The sequence below is a fragment of the Pseudarthrobacter quantipunctorum genome (assembly GCF_045291495.1).
Classification (GTDB): domain Bacteria; phylum Actinomycetota; class Actinomycetes; order Actinomycetales; family Micrococcaceae; genus Arthrobacter; species Arthrobacter quantipunctorum.
In genome coordinates this window covers 3998528-4014584 of the sequence record NZ_CP148033.1, presented here as the reverse complement: position 1 = coordinate 4014584, position 16057 = coordinate 3998528, and the positions used below count along the sequence as shown (strand labels likewise).

Annotated in this window: 13 protein-coding genes; 10 read left to right on the top strand and 3 right to left on the bottom strand. The window is 64.7% G+C overall.

All coding sequences use genetic code 11. The annotated features are described in order from the left end of the window. Positions 1–46: 46 nt before the first annotated feature. Positions 47–763: an alpha/beta fold hydrolase gene (locus WHH00_RS18305; RefSeq protein ID WP_406635034.1), complete on the bottom strand. Its 717-nt coding sequence runs from the start codon at positions 761–763 to the stop codon at positions 47–49. Between the two features lie 226 nt (positions 764–989). Between WHH00_RS18305 and WHH00_RS18300 the strand changes: the two genes are divergently transcribed. Together WHH00_RS18300 and WHH00_RS18295 are read left to right on the top strand one after the other, a co-directional pair. Further along, on the top strand, positions 990–2564 hold the full coding sequence (locus tag WHH00_RS18300; RefSeq protein WP_406635032.1) for a sodium-dependent transporter: 1575 nt from the start codon (positions 990–992) through the stop codon (positions 2562–2564). After that, positions 2561–2698, top strand: coding sequence for a methionine/alanine import family NSS transporter small subunit (locus tag WHH00_RS18295; protein WP_013599219.1), 138 nt, complete (start codon positions 2561–2563; stop codon positions 2696–2698). Before WHH00_RS18300 ends, WHH00_RS18295 begins: the two co-directional genes overlap by 4 nt. 37 nt (positions 2699–2735) lie before the next feature. Here the strand turns inward: WHH00_RS18295 and WHH00_RS18290 are convergent, their stop codons facing one another. Then, a complete protein-coding gene (locus tag WHH00_RS18290; RefSeq protein WP_406635030.1) occupies positions 2736–4223 on the bottom strand; it encodes an arabinan endo-1,5-alpha-L-arabinosidase in 1488 nt (495 codons plus the stop codon). Between the two features lie 295 nt (positions 4224–4518). Between WHH00_RS18290 and WHH00_RS18285 the strand changes: the two genes are divergently transcribed. From WHH00_RS18285 to WHH00_RS18255, 7 genes are all read left to right on the top strand, one after another. Further along, complete coding sequence (locus WHH00_RS18285; RefSeq protein ID WP_406635028.1) at positions 4519–5853, top strand: ABC transporter substrate-binding protein; 1335 nt, start codon at positions 4519–4521, stop codon at positions 5851–5853. Positions 5854–5866: 13 nt separating this feature from the next. Further along, positions 5867–6775 carry a carbohydrate ABC transporter permease gene (locus tag WHH00_RS18280; RefSeq protein WP_406635026.1) on the top strand — a complete coding sequence of 303 codons (909 nt, stop codon included), beginning with the start codon at positions 5867–5869 and terminating at the stop codon, positions 6773–6775. 11 nt (positions 6776–6786) lie between these two features. Continuing rightward, entirely contained in the window at positions 6787–7740 is a 954-nt protein-coding gene (locus WHH00_RS18275) for a carbohydrate ABC transporter permease (RefSeq protein ID WP_191036019.1), read from the top strand. A gap of 3 nt (positions 7741–7743) precedes the next feature. After that, entirely contained in the window at positions 7744–9108 is a 1365-nt protein-coding gene (locus WHH00_RS18270; protein ID WP_406635023.1) for an arabinan endo-1,5-alpha-L-arabinosidase, read from the top strand. Further along, complete coding sequence (locus tag WHH00_RS18265; protein WP_406635022.1) at positions 9105–9755, top strand: YesL family protein; 651 nt, start codon at positions 9105–9107, stop codon at positions 9753–9755. The genes WHH00_RS18270 and WHH00_RS18265 overlap by 4 nt, the downstream gene beginning before the upstream one ends. 106 nt (positions 9756–9861) lie before the next feature. After that, the gene (locus WHH00_RS18260; RefSeq protein ID WP_406638680.1) at positions 9862–11376 is read left to right on the top strand and encodes an alpha-N-arabinofuranosidase; all 1515 of its coding nucleotides are present in this window, start codon (positions 9862–9864) and stop codon (positions 11374–11376) included. 1 nt (position 11377) lies between these two features. Next, entirely contained in the window at positions 11378–12427 is a 1050-nt protein-coding gene (locus WHH00_RS18255) for an arabinan endo-1,5-alpha-L-arabinosidase (RefSeq protein WP_406638678.1), read from the top strand. Positions 12428–12509: 82 nt separating this feature from the next. Here WHH00_RS18255 and WHH00_RS18250 read toward each other — a convergent pair whose 3' ends face one another. After that, positions 12510–14471, bottom strand: a complete 1962-nt coding sequence (locus tag WHH00_RS18250) for an adenylyl cyclase (protein ID WP_406635020.1) — start codon at positions 14469–14471, stop codon at positions 12510–12512. Between the two features lie 291 nt (positions 14472–14762). On the opposite strand from WHH00_RS18250, the gene WHH00_RS18245 reads away from it, so the two are divergent. Further along, on the top strand, positions 14763–16055 hold the full coding sequence (locus tag WHH00_RS18245; RefSeq protein ID WP_406635018.1) for an ABC transporter substrate-binding protein: 1293 nt from the start codon (positions 14763–14765) through the stop codon (positions 16053–16055). The last annotated feature ends 2 nt before the right edge of the window (positions 16056–16057 follow it).

Genomic DNA, 16057 nt, shown 5'->3' with positions numbered 1-16057 from the left:
ACGACGGTGCCCGCAGGCAAGGGATCAGGGAAAAATTAAGCGCCGGTCAGTTAGCGCCGGCGCCAGGGCTCTCAACTGCAGCCAGGATGGCCTGGGCAAGCTCCGCGGGCTTAGTGAACTGGGGCCAGTGGCCCGTGGGCAGGTCCACGTACTCCACGTCCCGCACCTTGGAAAGCTCCGCCACAAAAGGATGGCCGGCCTGGATCCACTCCTGCAGCAGCGAGGAAGGGAACTCGCACGCAATGACGGTGGCCGGCACTTCGTAGCGCCGCTCGTCATGCAGGTGCTGCCGGGCGTAGGCAACGCCCTTTGGCTCCGGAATGGCCCGTGCCCGGAAAGCCTCGCGAAGGCCGTCGTCGAGGTCCACCAGGTCGGCGTCCTCGAACGCTTCCCACGGCGGCAGCGGAACGTCATCGCCGTCGGACGGCAGTTCATCGTTGATGACGCCGCCCTCACCCAACGGTCCGCTGTCCACATAGACCGCCCGCTCCACCCGGTCCGGGCGTGCGTCAAGGGCGCCATGGATGATGGCACCGCCGCCGGAATGGCCCACCAGGACCACCTTGTTGTCCAGGGCGTCAATGGCAGCTACCACGGTGTCGATGTGGTCCCGCAGGCCGATGCCGGAGCGGTCAGCGTCAACGGATTGCATACCCGGAAGCGTGAGCGGGTGCGGGCGGTGGCCCGCGGCCTCCAGGGCAGGTGTTACCTCCTCCCACGAGGAAGCATCCAACCAGAAACCGGGAACCAGGATGATGTCCATGATGGAACCCTACTCCCGGAGAAGGGGGTGGCGCCTGGTCCCGGCCTGGGTGCGGGGCAGGCGGAGCACCGGGACTTTCGCGGAGCCTTGGCGGGCAGTAAAGTCCCCGGAGTAGCCTGCGTTTCTCCGACGTGACCTGAGAGGGAGCCCTCATGAAACGGCCAGAATGCTTTTGCGGACCCGCCGGCCCCGTGCCGGGCCCGGCCAGGGCGGGAGGTGTGGCGGAATGAGCGGCGCAACATCGCCGGGCCAGGCGGCACCGGCGCAGCGTGAGACCTTCTCCTCCCGCCGGCTCTTTATCCTCTCGGCCATCGGCTCGGCAGTGGGCCTGGGCAATATCTGGCGCTTCCCCTACATTGCCTACGACAACGGCGGCGGCGCCTTCCTGATTCCTTATCTGGTGGCACTGCTGACGGCCGGTATTCCGCTGCTGTTCCTCGACTACGCCGTGGGCCATAAGTTCCGCGGGTCGGCGCCCTTGGCTTACCGCCGGCTCCACCGGGCTGCCGAGCCGCTGGGATGGTGGCAGGTGCTGGTGTGCTTCGTCATTGCCGCCTATTACGCAGTAATCATCGCCTGGTCGCTGATGTACACCATCTTTTCCTTCACGGAGGCGTGGGGTGACGACGCCGAGGGCTACTTCTTCGGCAGCTTCCTGGCTGTCGCTGAGGCCCCGGGCATCGGCTTCACCTACGTGCCGTCCGTCTTCTTTCCGCTCCTGCTGGTCTGGGTCACAGTCATCATCATCATGGTGGCCGGAATCCGCAAAGGCATCTCCCGCGCCAACTCCATCCTCCTGCCCCTGCTGATGGTGATGTTCCTGCTCCTGGTGGTCCAGTCGCTCTTCCTGCCCGGCGCAGCGGAAGGCCTGAACGCCTTCTTCACGCCGGACTGGGCCGCGCTTGCGGACCCCTCAGTCTGGGCTGCGGCCTACGGACACATCTTCTTCTCGCTGTCCGTGGGCTACGGCATCATGGTCACGTATTCGTCCTACCTCAAGCGCCGGACGGACCTCACGGGTTCCGGCATGGTGGTTGCCTTTTCCAACTCAGGATTCGAGATCCTCGCCGGCATCGGTGTTTTCGCGGCTCTTGGATTCATGGCCCAGGCGGCAGGTACCGGCGTGAACGAGGTCGTGACCCAGGGCATCGGACTTGCCTTCGTCGCGTTCCCCACCATCGTGTCCCAGGCCCCCTTCGGCGGGCTGATGGGCGTGCTGTTCTTCGGATCGCTGGTATTCGCCGGGATCACCTCCCTGATTTCCGTGCTGGAGGTGATCGTGGCCGCCGTGCAGGACAAGCTTGACTGGGGCCGGGTCAAAGCGTCGGTGGTGGTCAGCGTGCTGGTGGCAGCCGTCTCCCTGGGATTGTTCCCCACCGCAACGGGCCTCTACCTGCTGGACACCTCGGATGCCTTCGTGAACAGTTTCGGGATCACCCTGGGCGCGCTGGTTACCGTGGTGGTGCTTGCGTGGTTCCTGCGCAAGCTGCCGTTGCTCTCGGCCCACCTGAACCGCGTCTCAACCATCAGGATGGGGCGGGCGTGGATAGTGCTGGTGGCCGGCGTGGTGCCCCTCGCCCTGATCTACATGGTGGCCAATGAATTCATCAGCAAGATCAGCACCACGTACGAGGGGTACCCCGAGTGGTTCGTGGGCCTGTTTGGCTGGGGCATGGCCGGCGCGCTGGTGGTCCTGGCCCTTATACTGACGGCCATCCCTTGGAGCCGCAGTTCCAAAGCCCACCATGACCCCGAATACGACGACGTGGTCAAAGAGGATGCACGGGAGACGGCACCATGACACCTATCGCCATCACCATGATGATCATTGCGATCCTCACTGTCTGGGGTGGACTGGCGCTCGCGCTGGTCAACCTCAAGAGGCACCCGGAGGACGAGGGCGCCCTGCCCGAAGAGCATGCACCCGAGCTCTGACCCGTCTGTGGTCAGTACGGCTGCGCCGCTGCCATGGTCACGGACTGACCGGCCCCGTTCCATTTCCGGTGACGGGCGGGAGTGCCACGGCGTCGGTAACTGCCTTGCCATGGGCGTTCTGGAACACCGCCCGCACCAGGACTACGGGCTGCCCGGGCGTCGCGGCAGGCAGCTCAAGCGTTGAGGTGTACGTGCCCTCATCCGTCCGTTTCATCACGGGCTGGCGGGCCGCTTTCTGCCAGCTTGCGCCGTCGTCGGACGAGGTCTCCCACACTGCCACCGGGCCCGGGGTGCCCGTGGCCGCAGCGGACACCACGGCTGTACTGCCCGCTGCCCTGGCTTTTGGCTGCTTGGAAACCTGCGGCAGTGCAACTGTCTGGTCGAAGGCTGGCCAGCCGTCCGTCCAGTCGATTTTCTGGATGCCAAGGGTGGGGAAGTAGGGGATGTCCTGGTTGGAGCCGTCGTAGTAGTGGAAGGCCAGGTAGTCGCCAAACACGGACTGGCCGCCCGGACCCGTGACGGCGCCGTGCGAATCCAGGACAACTGATCCGCCGCCGCCGAACATGTCGCGGCCGTTCTTGTCCAGGTATGGCCCCTTCACTGAGGTGGAGCGGCCAACGGCCACCTTGTAGGTGGAGTCGGCGCCGCGGCAACACGAATCGAACGAGACAAACAGGTAGTAGTAGCCATCGTGCCTGGTGATGTAGGGCGCCTCGACCGGGTTGCCGGGCATGAACCGGTCCGCGATGTTCACGGTTTTCGACTGCCAGTCCGCCACCGGCTTGCCGCTTGGCCATTCGATGGGCACCAGGAAGATGCCGTACCAGAACGATCCGATGGCCATGTAAGGGGTGCCGTCCGCGTCCTCGATGATGCCGGCGTCGATCGCGTTGAACGTCTTGCCGGGGTTGTTCGGGTCGAGGCCCGTGGCGGGGGAGGAAACCACCATGCCCTGGTCCACCCACTGGTAGTCCGGGTCGGCGGGATCCAGGGTGGTGTTGGTGGCGAGGGCTGTCAGGGACTTGTTGCCGCCAAAGCGCGACGCCGAGTAGTACAGGTAGTAGGTGCCGTCATGTTCGATGATCTCCGGCGCCCACAGGTTGCCGGGGAGCTCGCCGTCGGAGAAGTGCTCGTCAATCCATGCGGGAATTTGGTCCCAGACGGTGCCGCTGTACTCCCACGTGGTTCCCTGGTCATGGGAAGACCAGGCCTGGATGGTGCCGCCGTTTTCCCGGTTCACCAGGCCAGTGGAGTAGACGTACCAGGTCCCGTCGTCGTCGATGATGAGGGCCGGATCGTGGATGGGGGAGGTTTGGCCAACCACGGTCTTTCCGCCTGGCAGGTCCGCCGGACTGATGTCGTTCTTCGCAGCCGGCGCTGGCATCGTCCCAGGAACTTCCGGGGCGGGAGCGGTAGCGCCCATGTGGGGACTGGCCGCCGTCGGAAGCACTGCCGCTGTGAGGGTGAGGCCCAGGGCTGCAGCCAATCCTGCAGCGCGGAGCGCCCATGGACGTGACTTCATCATCACGTGGTCCTTCCGGGAAGTGGAGCGGTTTCAACCGCAGGGATACATGCCTGTATTGCAACGTTGTAACGACGAATATGGCACGAGACCTCGATCACGTCAAGGAGGGTCTGTGACGGCGAAAAACTAATTGGCGGGGTGCCCTTGACGATCCTTCGCCTCTTGTGTGATGGTTTCTTACAACGTTGCAAAGCAGCAACCGCTCCGATGTCGGCCCGCTACCGCGGACCGCGGAGCCCGGTACCGCCCAGCCCAATAAACTTGTTTGCTCCACCCAACCCGGAAGGACTGCGTGATGATGAAGTCACGTCCCATGGCCGCGACCCTGGCGCTTTTTACCGCCGCCGGCCTTATGCTCGGCGGTTGCTCCGCCCCCTCTGGCGGGGACGCCGGCGGCGAAAAGAAGCTCACCTTTATGTTCCGCGGGGGTGAAGATGAGAAGAAGGCCTATGAGAAGGCCGTTGAACAGTTCGAGGCCGCTAACGGTGTTGACGTTGACATCATCGTTACAACGGCGGACCAGTACGCCACCAAGCTGAAAGCAGCCATTGCCGGCAAGCAGGTCCCTGACGTGTTCTATATCGGACCCGGGGACGTGCAGGCGTACGTGCAGAACGGGATCGTCAAGGACATCACGGAATACGTGGAAGGCTCGGACACGATTGACCTGGACAATATCTGGGAATACGGCGTGGACAGCTACCGCTACGACGGCAAGCGCGTTGGTGAAGGTGCCATCTACGCCCTCCCCAAGGACGTCGGCCCGTTCTCCTTCGGCTACAACAAGACCATGTTGGAGAAAGCCGGGGTTCCGCTCCCGGATAAGGACAAGCCCTACACCTTTGACGAGTTCGTGGCCGCTGCCAAGAAGGTCACTGCCGATACCAACGGCGACGGCACACTGGACCAGTGGGGAACAGGCCTGAATGTCCAGTGGAACCTGCAGCCGTTTGTCTGGTCCAACGGCGGAGACTGGCTCAGCGAGGACCGTACCAAGGTCACTGTTGACACCCCCGAGTTCGCCGAATCGCTGCAGTGGTTCGCAGACCTGCAGAACGTCCACGGCGTAACCCCCTCTGTTGCTGAGGCACAGACCCTGGACACGTACCAGCGCTGGATGAAGGGCGAAATCGGCTTCTTCCCCATCGCCCCCTGGGATCTCTCGACCTACCAGAAGCTCGGCTTCGAGTGGGACGTCATCCCCTACCCGGCAGGCGACACCGGAGAGACAGCCAGCTGGATCGGAACGCTGGGCGTCGCGGTGTCCGAAAGCACCAAGTACCCCGAAGAGGCAGTAAAGCTGGTGGAATACCTCACCGCCAACAAGGAAGCCCAGCAAAGCCTGGTGGATGCGGGCATCCAGATCCCCAACCTGAAGGACATGGCCGAGACCTGGGCAGCGGACACAAGCACAAAGCCGGCCAACAAGGAAGAGTTCCTGCAGATCGTCAAGGACTACGGCCGTGCCCTGCCCGGCGGCAACACCTTCAACGCCGAGTGGTATGACGAGCTGTTCACCAACATCCAGCCCGTGCTGGACGGCAAGCAGACCGCCGCCGACTACCTGAAGGAAGCCCAGCCCAGGATGCAGGAATTCCTGGACGCCGCCAACCAGCAGGCCGGCAACTAGGGGGATCACCGGTATGACAACAACCATCACGCGCCCCCGCCGCTCGCGGCTCCACCGGAAGGAACACCGGGCAGCCCTCGCTTTTGTTGCCATACCGGTGATCGGGTTCCTCCTTTTTACGCTCTTCCCGCTCCTCTTCTCGGTGTACGCCTCGTTCACCAACTGGAACGGCATCTCCGCCCCAGTCTTCAAGGGGCTGGACAATTACACGAAGATGTTCGGTGACCGCTACTTCCTGCAGTCGCTCTGGAACACCCTGTACATGATGATCGGCATTCCCATCGGATTGGTCATCTCACTGGCCCTGGCGCTGGCAATGAACCGGAAGATGCGCGGCACCACGTTCTTCCGCACCGTGTACTACCTGCCCGTGATCTCCTCCATAGCCGCCGTCGCCATCCTCTGGCAGTGGGCCTTCAACGGGGACTTCGGCCTCATCAACCAGGGCCTGGCTCTGGTGGGCATCGACGGCCCCAACTGGCTGCAGGACACCGCCACCGTGAAGCCCGCCCTCATCATCATGGCCATCTGGAAAGGCCTGGGATATTCCATGCTGCTGTACCTGGCAGCCCTCCAGTCGGTGCCCCGATACCTTTACGAGGCCGCAGCGCTGGACGGTGCAACTGCCTGGCAGCAGTTCCGGCACATTACCATCCCCATGGTCCGGCCTGTCACCTTCTTCCTGATTGTCACCAGCATCATCGGCGGCTCCCAGATCTTTGTCGAAATCAACATCATGACCCCCACTGGCGGCCCTGAGTTCCAGTCCGCCTCCATCGTTTGGTACATCTGGCAAAAGGCGTTCGACAACCTCCAGATGGGGTACGCGTCCGCCATGTCCGTGGTCCTGGGGCTGCTGGTCTTCGTCATCACCTTCATCCAGTTCCGGCTCAACCGCCGCAACCAGTTTTCGATCGATTGAGGCAGGCAGCCATGTCCGCACAGAACGTCATCACCACACCCCCGCTGGAGCCCGCCCACGAAATCCCCGGCGGTGCCGGGAGCGGAAAGCCAGCCGGTCCCGGGAGGGCGGGCAGGGGCTCCCGGTCCGCGAAGGAAACACTCCGCCTGGGCAACATCCTCACCACCTTGGTCCTCAGCGTCGGCGCAATCGTGATGATCGCCCCGCTCGCCTGGACCTTCTCCACCTCTCTCAAGACGAAGGACGGCGTCTTCGAACTTCCGCCCCAGTGGATTCCGGACCCCTTCGTGTGGGAGAACTATGCCCGCATCTGGACCGCCGGCCCGCTCTTGACCGGCATCCAGAACAGCCTGATCGTGGCCTGCTCGGTGACCATCGTGGGCTCGCTGACCTCCGCGCTCGCGGCGTTTGCCTTCGCCAAGATGCGGATGCCCTTCAAGAACGTCCTGTTCCTGGGCCTCCTGTCCGGCCTCATGATCCCGTTTCCCACCCTGATGATTCCGCAGTTCACCATCTTCGCGAGCATCGGCTGGGTGGACACGCTGCTGCCGCTGATCGTGCCGGGACTCTTCGGCAACATCATCATGATCTTCTTCCTGCGCCAGTTCCTGAACAGCATCCCGGACTCCATCGTTGAGGCGGCCCGGATTGACGGCGCCTCCTACCTGCAGATCTTCTGGACCCTGATCCTGCCCGCCATCCGCCCGGCACTCGCCGCCCAGTTCATCCTCTGGTTCATGGCCATGTGGAACGACTACCTGGCACCGATCATCTACCTGAACTCCCCGGGGACACAGACCCTGCAGCTGGTCATCGCCAATTTCAACGCACAGTACGCCATCCAGACGGATTACCCGCTCATCATGGCCGCATCCTTCGTGGCGCTCCTTCCGGTGCTTATTGTCTTCGTGGTGTTCCAGCGCCAGATCATCGAGTCCATCGCGCTTTCCGGATCCAAGGGCTGAGCCGTGGCAGTGCATACAGACTCCGGCATCGACGTCGCGGCGGAGTTGCTTCCGCTCCCCGCGGGAGCCACCCAGGAGCCGTCCTCCTGGGGCACGCGGCATGCCCACGACCCCACTGTTGTCCGCGACGACGACGGCACCTACTACATGTTTTCCACCGATGCGGTGGCCAACTCGAAAGACATTCCTTCCGGAGTGCATGTACGGACCTCCACTGACCTGGTGCGGTGGACCTACCTCGGAACCGCACTCGACGGAGTGCCCGAAGCGGCAGCGGCATGGTCCGGGGCCCAAGGATTATGGGCACCGGAAGTGGTCCGCTGGCCGGGCGGTGGATGGCATATGTACTACTCGGCGTCCACCTTCGGGTCCAACACCTCCGCAATCGGCCTTGCCGTGGCGCCGTCTCCCAACGGTCCGTGGGAGGACCGCGGCCTGGTGGTGGCAACCCGCAAGGGCGAACATTCCCAAAATGCCATAGATGCAGCGGTTGCCTTCGACGGCGGTGGTAACCCCTGGCTGACCTATGGCTCCTTCTTCTCCGGCATCTACATCCTTCCCCTGGACCCCGGTTCGGGGCTGCCCAGGGTGGCAGGTGACCTGGGCTCCGTCATTGCCCGCCGTCCGCGGTCGGTGGAGGGGGCGGTGGAAGGCGCCTTCATTCTCCGCAGTCCGCAGGATGGCCGCTACATCCTGTTCACCTCCTATGATTCGCTGTTCACCACCTACAACGTGAGGGTGGCCGTCGCGGACCACATCACCGGGCCCTACCGGGATTTCCGCGGGCTGGAGATGACCGACGTGGACGCGCCGCCTGCCGCGGTAGGCACCAAGGTGCTGGGCAGCTATCAGTTCGATGGCGGAACGGCCTGGCTGGCGCCCGGCCACAATTCAGTCCTCACGCAGAAGGGGCCGGACGGAGCAGCCGAGCACTTTATGGTCCACCATGTCCGCTTTGGAGCGGATCCCAGCCAGCACGTGGTCCAACTGCGCCGGCTCTTCTTCACTGCGGGCGGCTGGCCCGTCATCTCACCCCAGCCGTTCGCCGGGCTCCGGAGTGAGGCTGTTCCCGCTCCTGCCGACGTGGCCGGAACGTGGGAGGTCCTGCGCTTCGACCCCGAGTCCACAGACGTTGTGCCGGCCGTGCGGATGGGCGTGGAGAGCGTTGACCTCCATCCCGCGGACTTCCGCGGGCATCCACTGGCTGTCCGCCTGCGTCCCACGGACCCCGGTGGCGAACCGGGCACGGAGATTGACGCCGTGGTCTTCGGCTCATGGGACTGGTCCCGCAACCGCCCGGCCCTTTCCTTCAGCGGCATCGACCAGCGCGGTGTGGCCTGGTCCGGAACCCGGGAGGGGCTGCTATGACCGATGCTCCACTGGGGTGGGCCGGGCGGCTGATGGACTGGCTCCGCTTTTCCACCCGGCTGGTCCTGGTCAACGTGCTCTTCGTGGCCGGAGCCCTGGCAGGGCTGGTGGTCCTGGGCCTCTTCCCTGCCGCCGTGGCAGCCACCACCGTCCTGGGCAGGCTGCGCTTCGGTTCCGCCGGGGACAGCCTGGTGCGGGACTTCATCGCCGCCTACCGCTTCCAGTTCCGGCACGCCAACCTGGTGGGAGGCGTCTTCTGGATTGCCGGCGTCGTCCTTGTCCTGGACTTCACAGTCCTGCTGGGTCCTGCCGCGACAGCGATGCCGGCGCCCGTACACGCCGTCCTCATGGTGCTTTCCACGGTTGCCGCAGGAGCCACCCTGGCCGCTGCGGCCACCGCGGTGGGCCTGTGCAGCCGCTACCGGGATTCCGTGGCCAGGACATGTCGGACCGCGTTTATGCTTCCGCTCGTTTCACCTGCCATGAGCCTTTCCCTGCTGGCCACCTTGGCGGCCGCCGCCGTCGTCTTCTCCGGAATGACGGTGCTGGTGCCCCTCATCGGCGCCTCGGTCCCGCTGCTCATCTCCGGATGGCTGGTGGGCCACCGGCTCGCCCGGCTGGAAGTCGCAGGACCTTCCCCCGCCTAGCTACCCCGATGACCACTCCATTGAGACCCACCATCTTTTTACAACGTTAGACAGAACAGGAATACACACCGTGACCATCACTTCCGCCGCTACTGAACAGACCGACATGGCTGTCGTGGCACCCACCGTCATCACCGTGGACCGCTCCGCCGTTGTGGCCCCCGTCAACCGCCGCATCTTCGGATCCTTCGTGGAGCACCTGGGCCGCTGCGTCTATGACGGCATCTATGAACCCAGCCACCCCACAGCCAATGAGGACGGCTTCCGCCTGGACGTCATCGAACTGGTCAAGGAGCTCGGCTCCAGTACCATCCGCTACCCCGGCGGCAACTTCGTCTCCGGCTACCGCTGGGAGGACGGCGTCGGGCCGCGGGAGCAGCGTCCCGTACGCCGGGACCTTGCGTGGCACTCGCTTGAATCCAACCAGGTTGGCCTGGACGAGTTCGCCCGCTGGTGCGAGCTCACCGGCTCCGAACTGATGATGGCCGTGAACCTGGGCACCCGGGGCATCGAGGCGGCCCTTGACCTCCTGGAGTACACCAACCACCCCTCCGGAACCGCACTCAGCGAGCAGCGCATCGCCAACGGCGCCAAGGATCCCTACAACATCCGCATGTGGTGCCTGGGGAACGAGATGGACGGTCCCTGGCAGATCGGCCACATGTCGGCAGAGGACTACGGAAAGCTCGCTGCCCGCACCGCCTCCGCCATGAAGACGGCGGACAAGAACCTGGAGCTGGTGGTCTGCGGCTCATCCGGATCCGCCATGCCCACGTTCGGCGAGTGGGAGCGCGTGGTCCTGGAACACAGCTACAACTACGTGGACTACATCTCCTGCCACGCCTACTACCAGGAGCGCAACGGCGACCTCGGCTCCTACCTGGCGTCCTCGCTGGACATGCAGTACTTCATCGAGACCGTGGTGGCCACCGCTGACCACGTCAAACACAAGCTCAAGAGCAAGAAGACCATCCAGCTGTCCTTTGACGAATGGAACATCTGGTATTTGGACGAGCACCAGGCCTCCGACGAGGTCAACGAGGACTGGACGCACGCACCGCGCCAGCTGGAGGACACCTACTCCGTGGCCGACGCCGTGGTGTTCGGCAACCTGCTCATGACGCTCCTGAAGAACCACGACCGCGTTGCCGCCGCTTCCCTGGCCCAGCTGGTGAACGTGATCGCGCCCATCATGACCGAACCGGGCGGGGACACCTGGCGGCAGACCACGTTCTTCCCGTTCTCCGTCACGTCGCGGCTCGCGAAGGGCGAGGTGCTCCGTCCCCGGATCGACGCTGGAACCTACACCACGGCGGTCTACGGCGAGGCGCCGCTGGTGGACGCGGTTGCAACCGCCGACGCCGCCACCGGGGAATCTGCCCTTTTCCTGGTGAACCGCAGCCAGACCGAGTCGGTCGATATCACCATCAACGTCTCCGAACTCAACGCAAAGGTGATCACCGAGGCCGTCACCCTCCACGACGAGGACGTCTACGCCAAGAACACCCTCCAGGACCAGGATCGGGTGGGTTTGAAGCAGCTCGACGGCGCCGTCCTGGAGGAGGGCACGCTCACCGTCACCCTGCCGCCGGTGTCCTGGTCCGCCGTCGCGCTTGGCTGACGTGCCTGTCCAGGCGCAAGGCGACGCTGCAGGCCGCACTGCTGTTCCAACCTTGGTGGTGCGGCTGGCAGCGGTGCTGGCCGCCGTCGTCGTCCTTGTCCTGGCCGGCTGCGGCGCCCCGCCCGCCGCGGCACCGGAGGCAAGCGCCGCCGAACTTACCGGCGACTTCTTCACCCACGACCCCGCGCTCGTGACGGGGGAGGCCGGGAAGCCCTGGTTCATCTATTCCACCGGCAACGGGCAGGTGGCGGATGGCAACATCCAGGTGCGCCGCTCCAGCGACGGGGTGCACTGGGAATATGCCGGCGAGGTCTGGCAGGAAAAGCCGGCGTGGCTGGACGAAGCGGTGCCGGGGGTGGACAACCTCTGGGCTCCCGAGCTGTATGAGCATGACGGGACCTGGTACCTGTACTACTCGGCGTCCACTTTCGGGAAGAACCTCTCGGTGATCGCGCTGGCAACAAACACCACGCTGGATCCAGCCGACCCGGAGTACGAGTGGGTGGACCGGGGGCAGGTCATCTCCTCCAAAGGGGAACGGTTCAACGCCATCGATCCCGGCATCGCGGAGGACGAACACGGCACGCCGTGGATGTCCTTCGGATCGTTCTGGACAGGCCTGCAGATAGTGGAACTCGCCTGGCCCACCGGCCTGCGCGCTGACGCCGCTGAACCGCTGGCCATCGCGGACCGGAAAGCGCCGCCCAACGCCATCGAAGCGCCCTACATCCTGCCGCACGGCGGGAAGTTCTACCTGTTCTTCTCCCGCGACTTCTGCTGCCAGGGCCTGGAGAGTACTTACAACATTGCCGTGGGCCGGGCTGACAGCATCACCGGCCCGTACGTGGACGCCGGGGGCAAAGGACTGCTCGACGGCGGCGGCACCCCTCTGCTGGCCTCCGACGGCGGGCGGGTGGGACCGGGCGGACAGTCCGTTTCCGGTAACGTACTCGCCTTCCACTACTACGCGGAAGAACTCGACGGCGCCTTCCGGCTTGGCCTCGCCGGGCTGGAGTGGAAGGACGGCTGGCCTGCCGTGCGGTGGGGCTGACCTGCGAGTTTTTGTCCAGATACGAGGACTTCCGGGGCGGTTATCTCCCCGTATCTGGACGAAAACTCGCCAGGGTGCTTCGTTAGGGGAAGCTGGGGACGTAGCTGGGGACCCCGACGGCGTCCGTTGACACCGGTGCGCCGGTGTCATTGATGACGTGGTCCAGCGTGCCGGCGCCCAGGTTGACCGTGAGCAGGCTGTGCAGCTTCACGCCTGGCGTTACGGGCACCTCAAAGCCCCTGGTGGCATGGATGGTGGGGTCCACGTTGTTGTAGACGTAGCTGCCGCCGCCCCAGAGTTCGTGGGTCTTGACGGAGTCTGCGATCTTGTAGCCGGCCCAGCCCAGGACCCCGTCGTGCTGCCAGGCGGCCTGGTTGGGCGCGTCGTAGGGCAGTTCATTCTGGAAGAAGACGGTCCTGCCGTTTTCGCCGTTCCAGATGACGTTGTACTCCTGGTAGTGCTCCACGAACAGGCCGGTGGCGGTGACATTGTCCCCGTTGATGATCACGCCGTTCCTGCCGGTGTTGGTGGTCCAGCCCACCCCGTTGCCGTGGTCGGCGCGCCAGGCCCAGATGTGGTCCAGGAGGACGTTGTCGCTGTTGACCTCCAGGCTGACGGACGCTTTGCCCACGTGCGGGCCGCCGATGCGGAAGAACACGTCATGGAGCGTGGTGGGGTTGGCGGGATCGGTGTGGACATCCGAGTTGGCGGACCCGCTGCCCTCGCCCTGCCGGGCCTTTCCGATCCGCATCAAAGCCGGTGAATTCACTTCACCGGCGTCGATGGTGACGGCGGCAATGTCCACGCCGGGCACATCCGCGACTGTCAGCGGGACGGCGCCGTTGACGGCGGTGAGGGTGGCGATGCCCAGCCCCAGGACGACGGTGTTGGCCCTTTTGACCTCGATGCTCCCGTCAATGCCGTAAACCCCGGGGGTGAGCAGCAGGTTCTTGCCGCGTGCCAGTTGGGAGTTGATGGTCTGGACGGAATCCGAGGGGCTGGCCACGTAAAAGTCGGACAGCGGGATGCTGCGGCCCGGCGTCGGGCCGTTTTCCCAGGTGCTCCCGGAGGAATCCATGCGGACTGCGGGAACGAACACGCTGTACTGGCCGGCCGAATCCAGCGTGAGGTACGGCTTCTCGCGGCTGATCGGTGTATCCGCCAGGGTGGTGTACGGCGGGTTGGGGAAGGACTGCGCCGGTGCGCCATCCACTCCGGAGAAGACCTGGTTCCAGACCCCGTTGGACCAGTTGCCAATGCTGCTGTCCCGCACGAAGTACTGCTGCTGCGAGCCGTTGATGACGTCGCCGGTCCTCGAGTCGGAGATGAAGCCGCCGCTGGCGTACTGCGGGCCCGCGGTGCAGTAGTCCATGAGGGAGAGGTTGCCGCCGGTGATGTTGATCCGCCGCATGGGCGATGCCTGGGAGGCCGCCCAGAAATTGGCGGAGCTGCGGCAGCCCTCGAGGCCGGTGACGTTGATGGTGAGGTTGGACAGGGACCGCCAGAAGTTGTTCAAGGCGATGCAGTTATCCGCGGTGAGGCACCGGTTGTAGACGTCCACGTGCCCGTTGATGGTGACATCTGTGGGGGAAGCGCCCAGTCCCGCGACCTCGGTGGAGTAGCCCACCTGGACAATGAGCGGCTCCTCGGCGCTGCCGTAGGTGCCCGGTTTGAACAGCAGTGAGTAGCGTTTGGATCCCATCTCATCGTCCACCTGTTCGGCGGCGATGGAATCAACCGTTGCCTGGATTTCAGCCACCGGCATGCTGGGATCGAAGATCCGGACGTTGGGGCCAAAATCAGGTTCCGCGCCCTGGGGAAGTGCCGGGGGAGCCGCCGGTGCAGGAGCCTGGGGTGCCGGTGCTTGCGGCGCAGCCGGCGTGGTGGTCCCGGCAGCGGTGGCCATGCCTGCGCCACTGCCGATCAGGCCGACCAGGAGGGCAACGGCACCGGCGACGTGCCGGCCCCGGCCCTGCGTGCGCCGCCGCGGCGGGTCCTGCGGTTTGCCGGAACGCGGCGGACGGGGGAGATGGGCTAGCGGCATTGCTGGTCCTATTCGTTGGTGGGATTCGTCGAGGCTGATGGCCGGCAGCTTGCTTGGTGCGGGCCGTGGGAGCGCTCTCGTCGGGGAAGCGTAACACCGCCAAGTGGCGCGGGCAAGGGTGGCGTGGAAGCGCTCCTACCGCTTCTTGACAAGAGGTTGTGAGGTGGGACACCATGTGGTGAGAGCGCTCCCACCCATGGTCACCACCCGGGGCCCGCCGCTCACCACTTCTCGCCTTCAGCCGTCCACGCGGATCGGCAAGGCATTTTTTCTGACGAAGGAGTCTTCACCGTGAAAAACCCAACCAAGTTCACCGTGCTGTCCACCGCGGCCGCCTGCCTGGCGTTGTCGCTGACGGCCTGCGGATCAGCAGCGCCCGAGAAGGGCGGCGTGAACGACGCCACCGGCTCAGATCCCGTCACGCTCACGGTGGGCACCTTCAATGAGTTCGGCTACGAGGAGCTTTTTGAAGAGTACGAAACGCTGAATCCGAATGTGACCATTGAGCACAAAAAGGCGGCAACCACCAACGAAGCACGGGACAACCTCACCACACGCCTGGCAGCCGGCTCCGGCTTGTCCGATATCGAGGCCGTTGAGGTGGACTGGCTTCCGGAACTCCTGCAGTACCCGGACCGCTTTGCCGACCTGGCCGACCCCGCCGTGGAAGGACGCTGGCTGGACTGGAAGGCCGAGGCTGCCACCACTGCCGACGGCAAGCTCCTTGGCTACGGGACGGACTCCGGCCCCGAGGCCGTCTGCTACAACGCCGAGCTGCTCAAGAAGGCCGGCATGCCCAGCGAACGCGGGGAAGTTGCCAAGATGCTGGGAACTACCTGGGACAGCTACTTCGAGGCCGGCAAGGCCTACAAGGCCGCAAACCCTGATTCCGCCTGGTTCGACTCAGCGGGGGCAATCTACCAGGGCATGAGCAACCAGCTTGAGAAGGTCTACGAGGAGGAGGACGGCACCGTCATCGCCACGGAAAACCAGAAGGTCAAGGACACCTACAACCAGGTCCTGAAGGCCTCCACCGAGGACGGGCTGTCCGCCCACCTCAGCCAGTGGAGCGACGACTGGGCCTCCGGATTCCAGACCGGCGCCTTCGCAACAACCCTCTGCCCGGGCTGGATGCTGGGAGTCATCGAGGGCAACGCAGCCGGGGTCACCGGCTGGGATGTGGCCAATGTCTTCCCCGGCGGCGGCGGAAACTGGGGCGGGTCCTACCTGACGGTCCCCACCCAGGGCGAACACCAGGCCGAGGCCAAGAAGCTGGCAGGCTGGTTGACCGCCCCTGAGCAGCAGATCAAGGCCTTCACTGCCAAGGGCACCTTCCCCAGCCAGAAGGAGGCGCTGGAAAGCAGCGAACTGCTGGGCCAGACGAATGAGTTCTTCAACGGCGCGCCCACCGGCCAGATCTTCGCCGAGCGCGCCAAGGCCGTTGAGGTCACGCCCTTCAAGGGAACCAAGTACTTCGCCATCAATGACGCCATGCAGCAGGCCCTCACCCGCGTGGACGTTGACAAGTCGGACGACGCCGCCTCCTCCTGGGAGAAGTTCGTCACCGCAGTGAAGTCCCTCTAGGC

Bases quoted from the DNA above. Each gene is read 5' to 3' on its own strand.
- WHH00_RS18305 (WP_406635034.1), bottom strand. From the start codon at position 763: ATGGACATCATCCTGGTTCCCGGTTTCTGGTTGGATGCTTCCTCGTGG.
- WHH00_RS18300 (WP_406635032.1), top strand. From the start codon at position 990: ATGAGCGGCGCAACATCGCCGGGCCAGGCGGCACCGGCGCAGCGTGAG.
- WHH00_RS18295 (WP_013599219.1), top strand. From the start codon at position 2,561: ATGACACCTATCGCCATCACCATGATGATCATTGCGATCCTCACTGTC.
- WHH00_RS18290 (WP_406635030.1), bottom strand. From the start codon at position 4,223: ATGATGAAGTCACGTCCATGGGCGCTCCGCGCTGCAGGATTGGCTGCA.
- WHH00_RS18285 (WP_406635028.1), top strand. From the start codon at position 4,519: ATGATGAAGTCACGTCCCATGGCCGCGACCCTGGCGCTTTTTACCGCC.
- WHH00_RS18280 (WP_406635026.1), top strand. From the start codon at position 5,867: ATGACAACAACCATCACGCGCCCCCGCCGCTCGCGGCTCCACCGGAAG.
- WHH00_RS18275 (WP_191036019.1), top strand. From the start codon at position 6,787: ATGTCCGCACAGAACGTCATCACCACACCCCCGCTGGAGCCCGCCCAC.
- WHH00_RS18265 (WP_406635022.1), top strand. From the start codon at position 9,105: ATGACCGATGCTCCACTGGGGTGGGCCGGGCGGCTGATGGACTGGCTC.
- WHH00_RS18260 (WP_406638680.1), top strand. From the start codon at position 9,862: ATGGCTGTCGTGGCACCCACCGTCATCACCGTGGACCGCTCCGCCGTT.
- WHH00_RS18250 (WP_406635020.1), bottom strand. From the start codon at position 14,471: ATGCCGCTAGCCCATCTCCCCCGTCCGCCGCGTTCCGGCAAACCGCAG.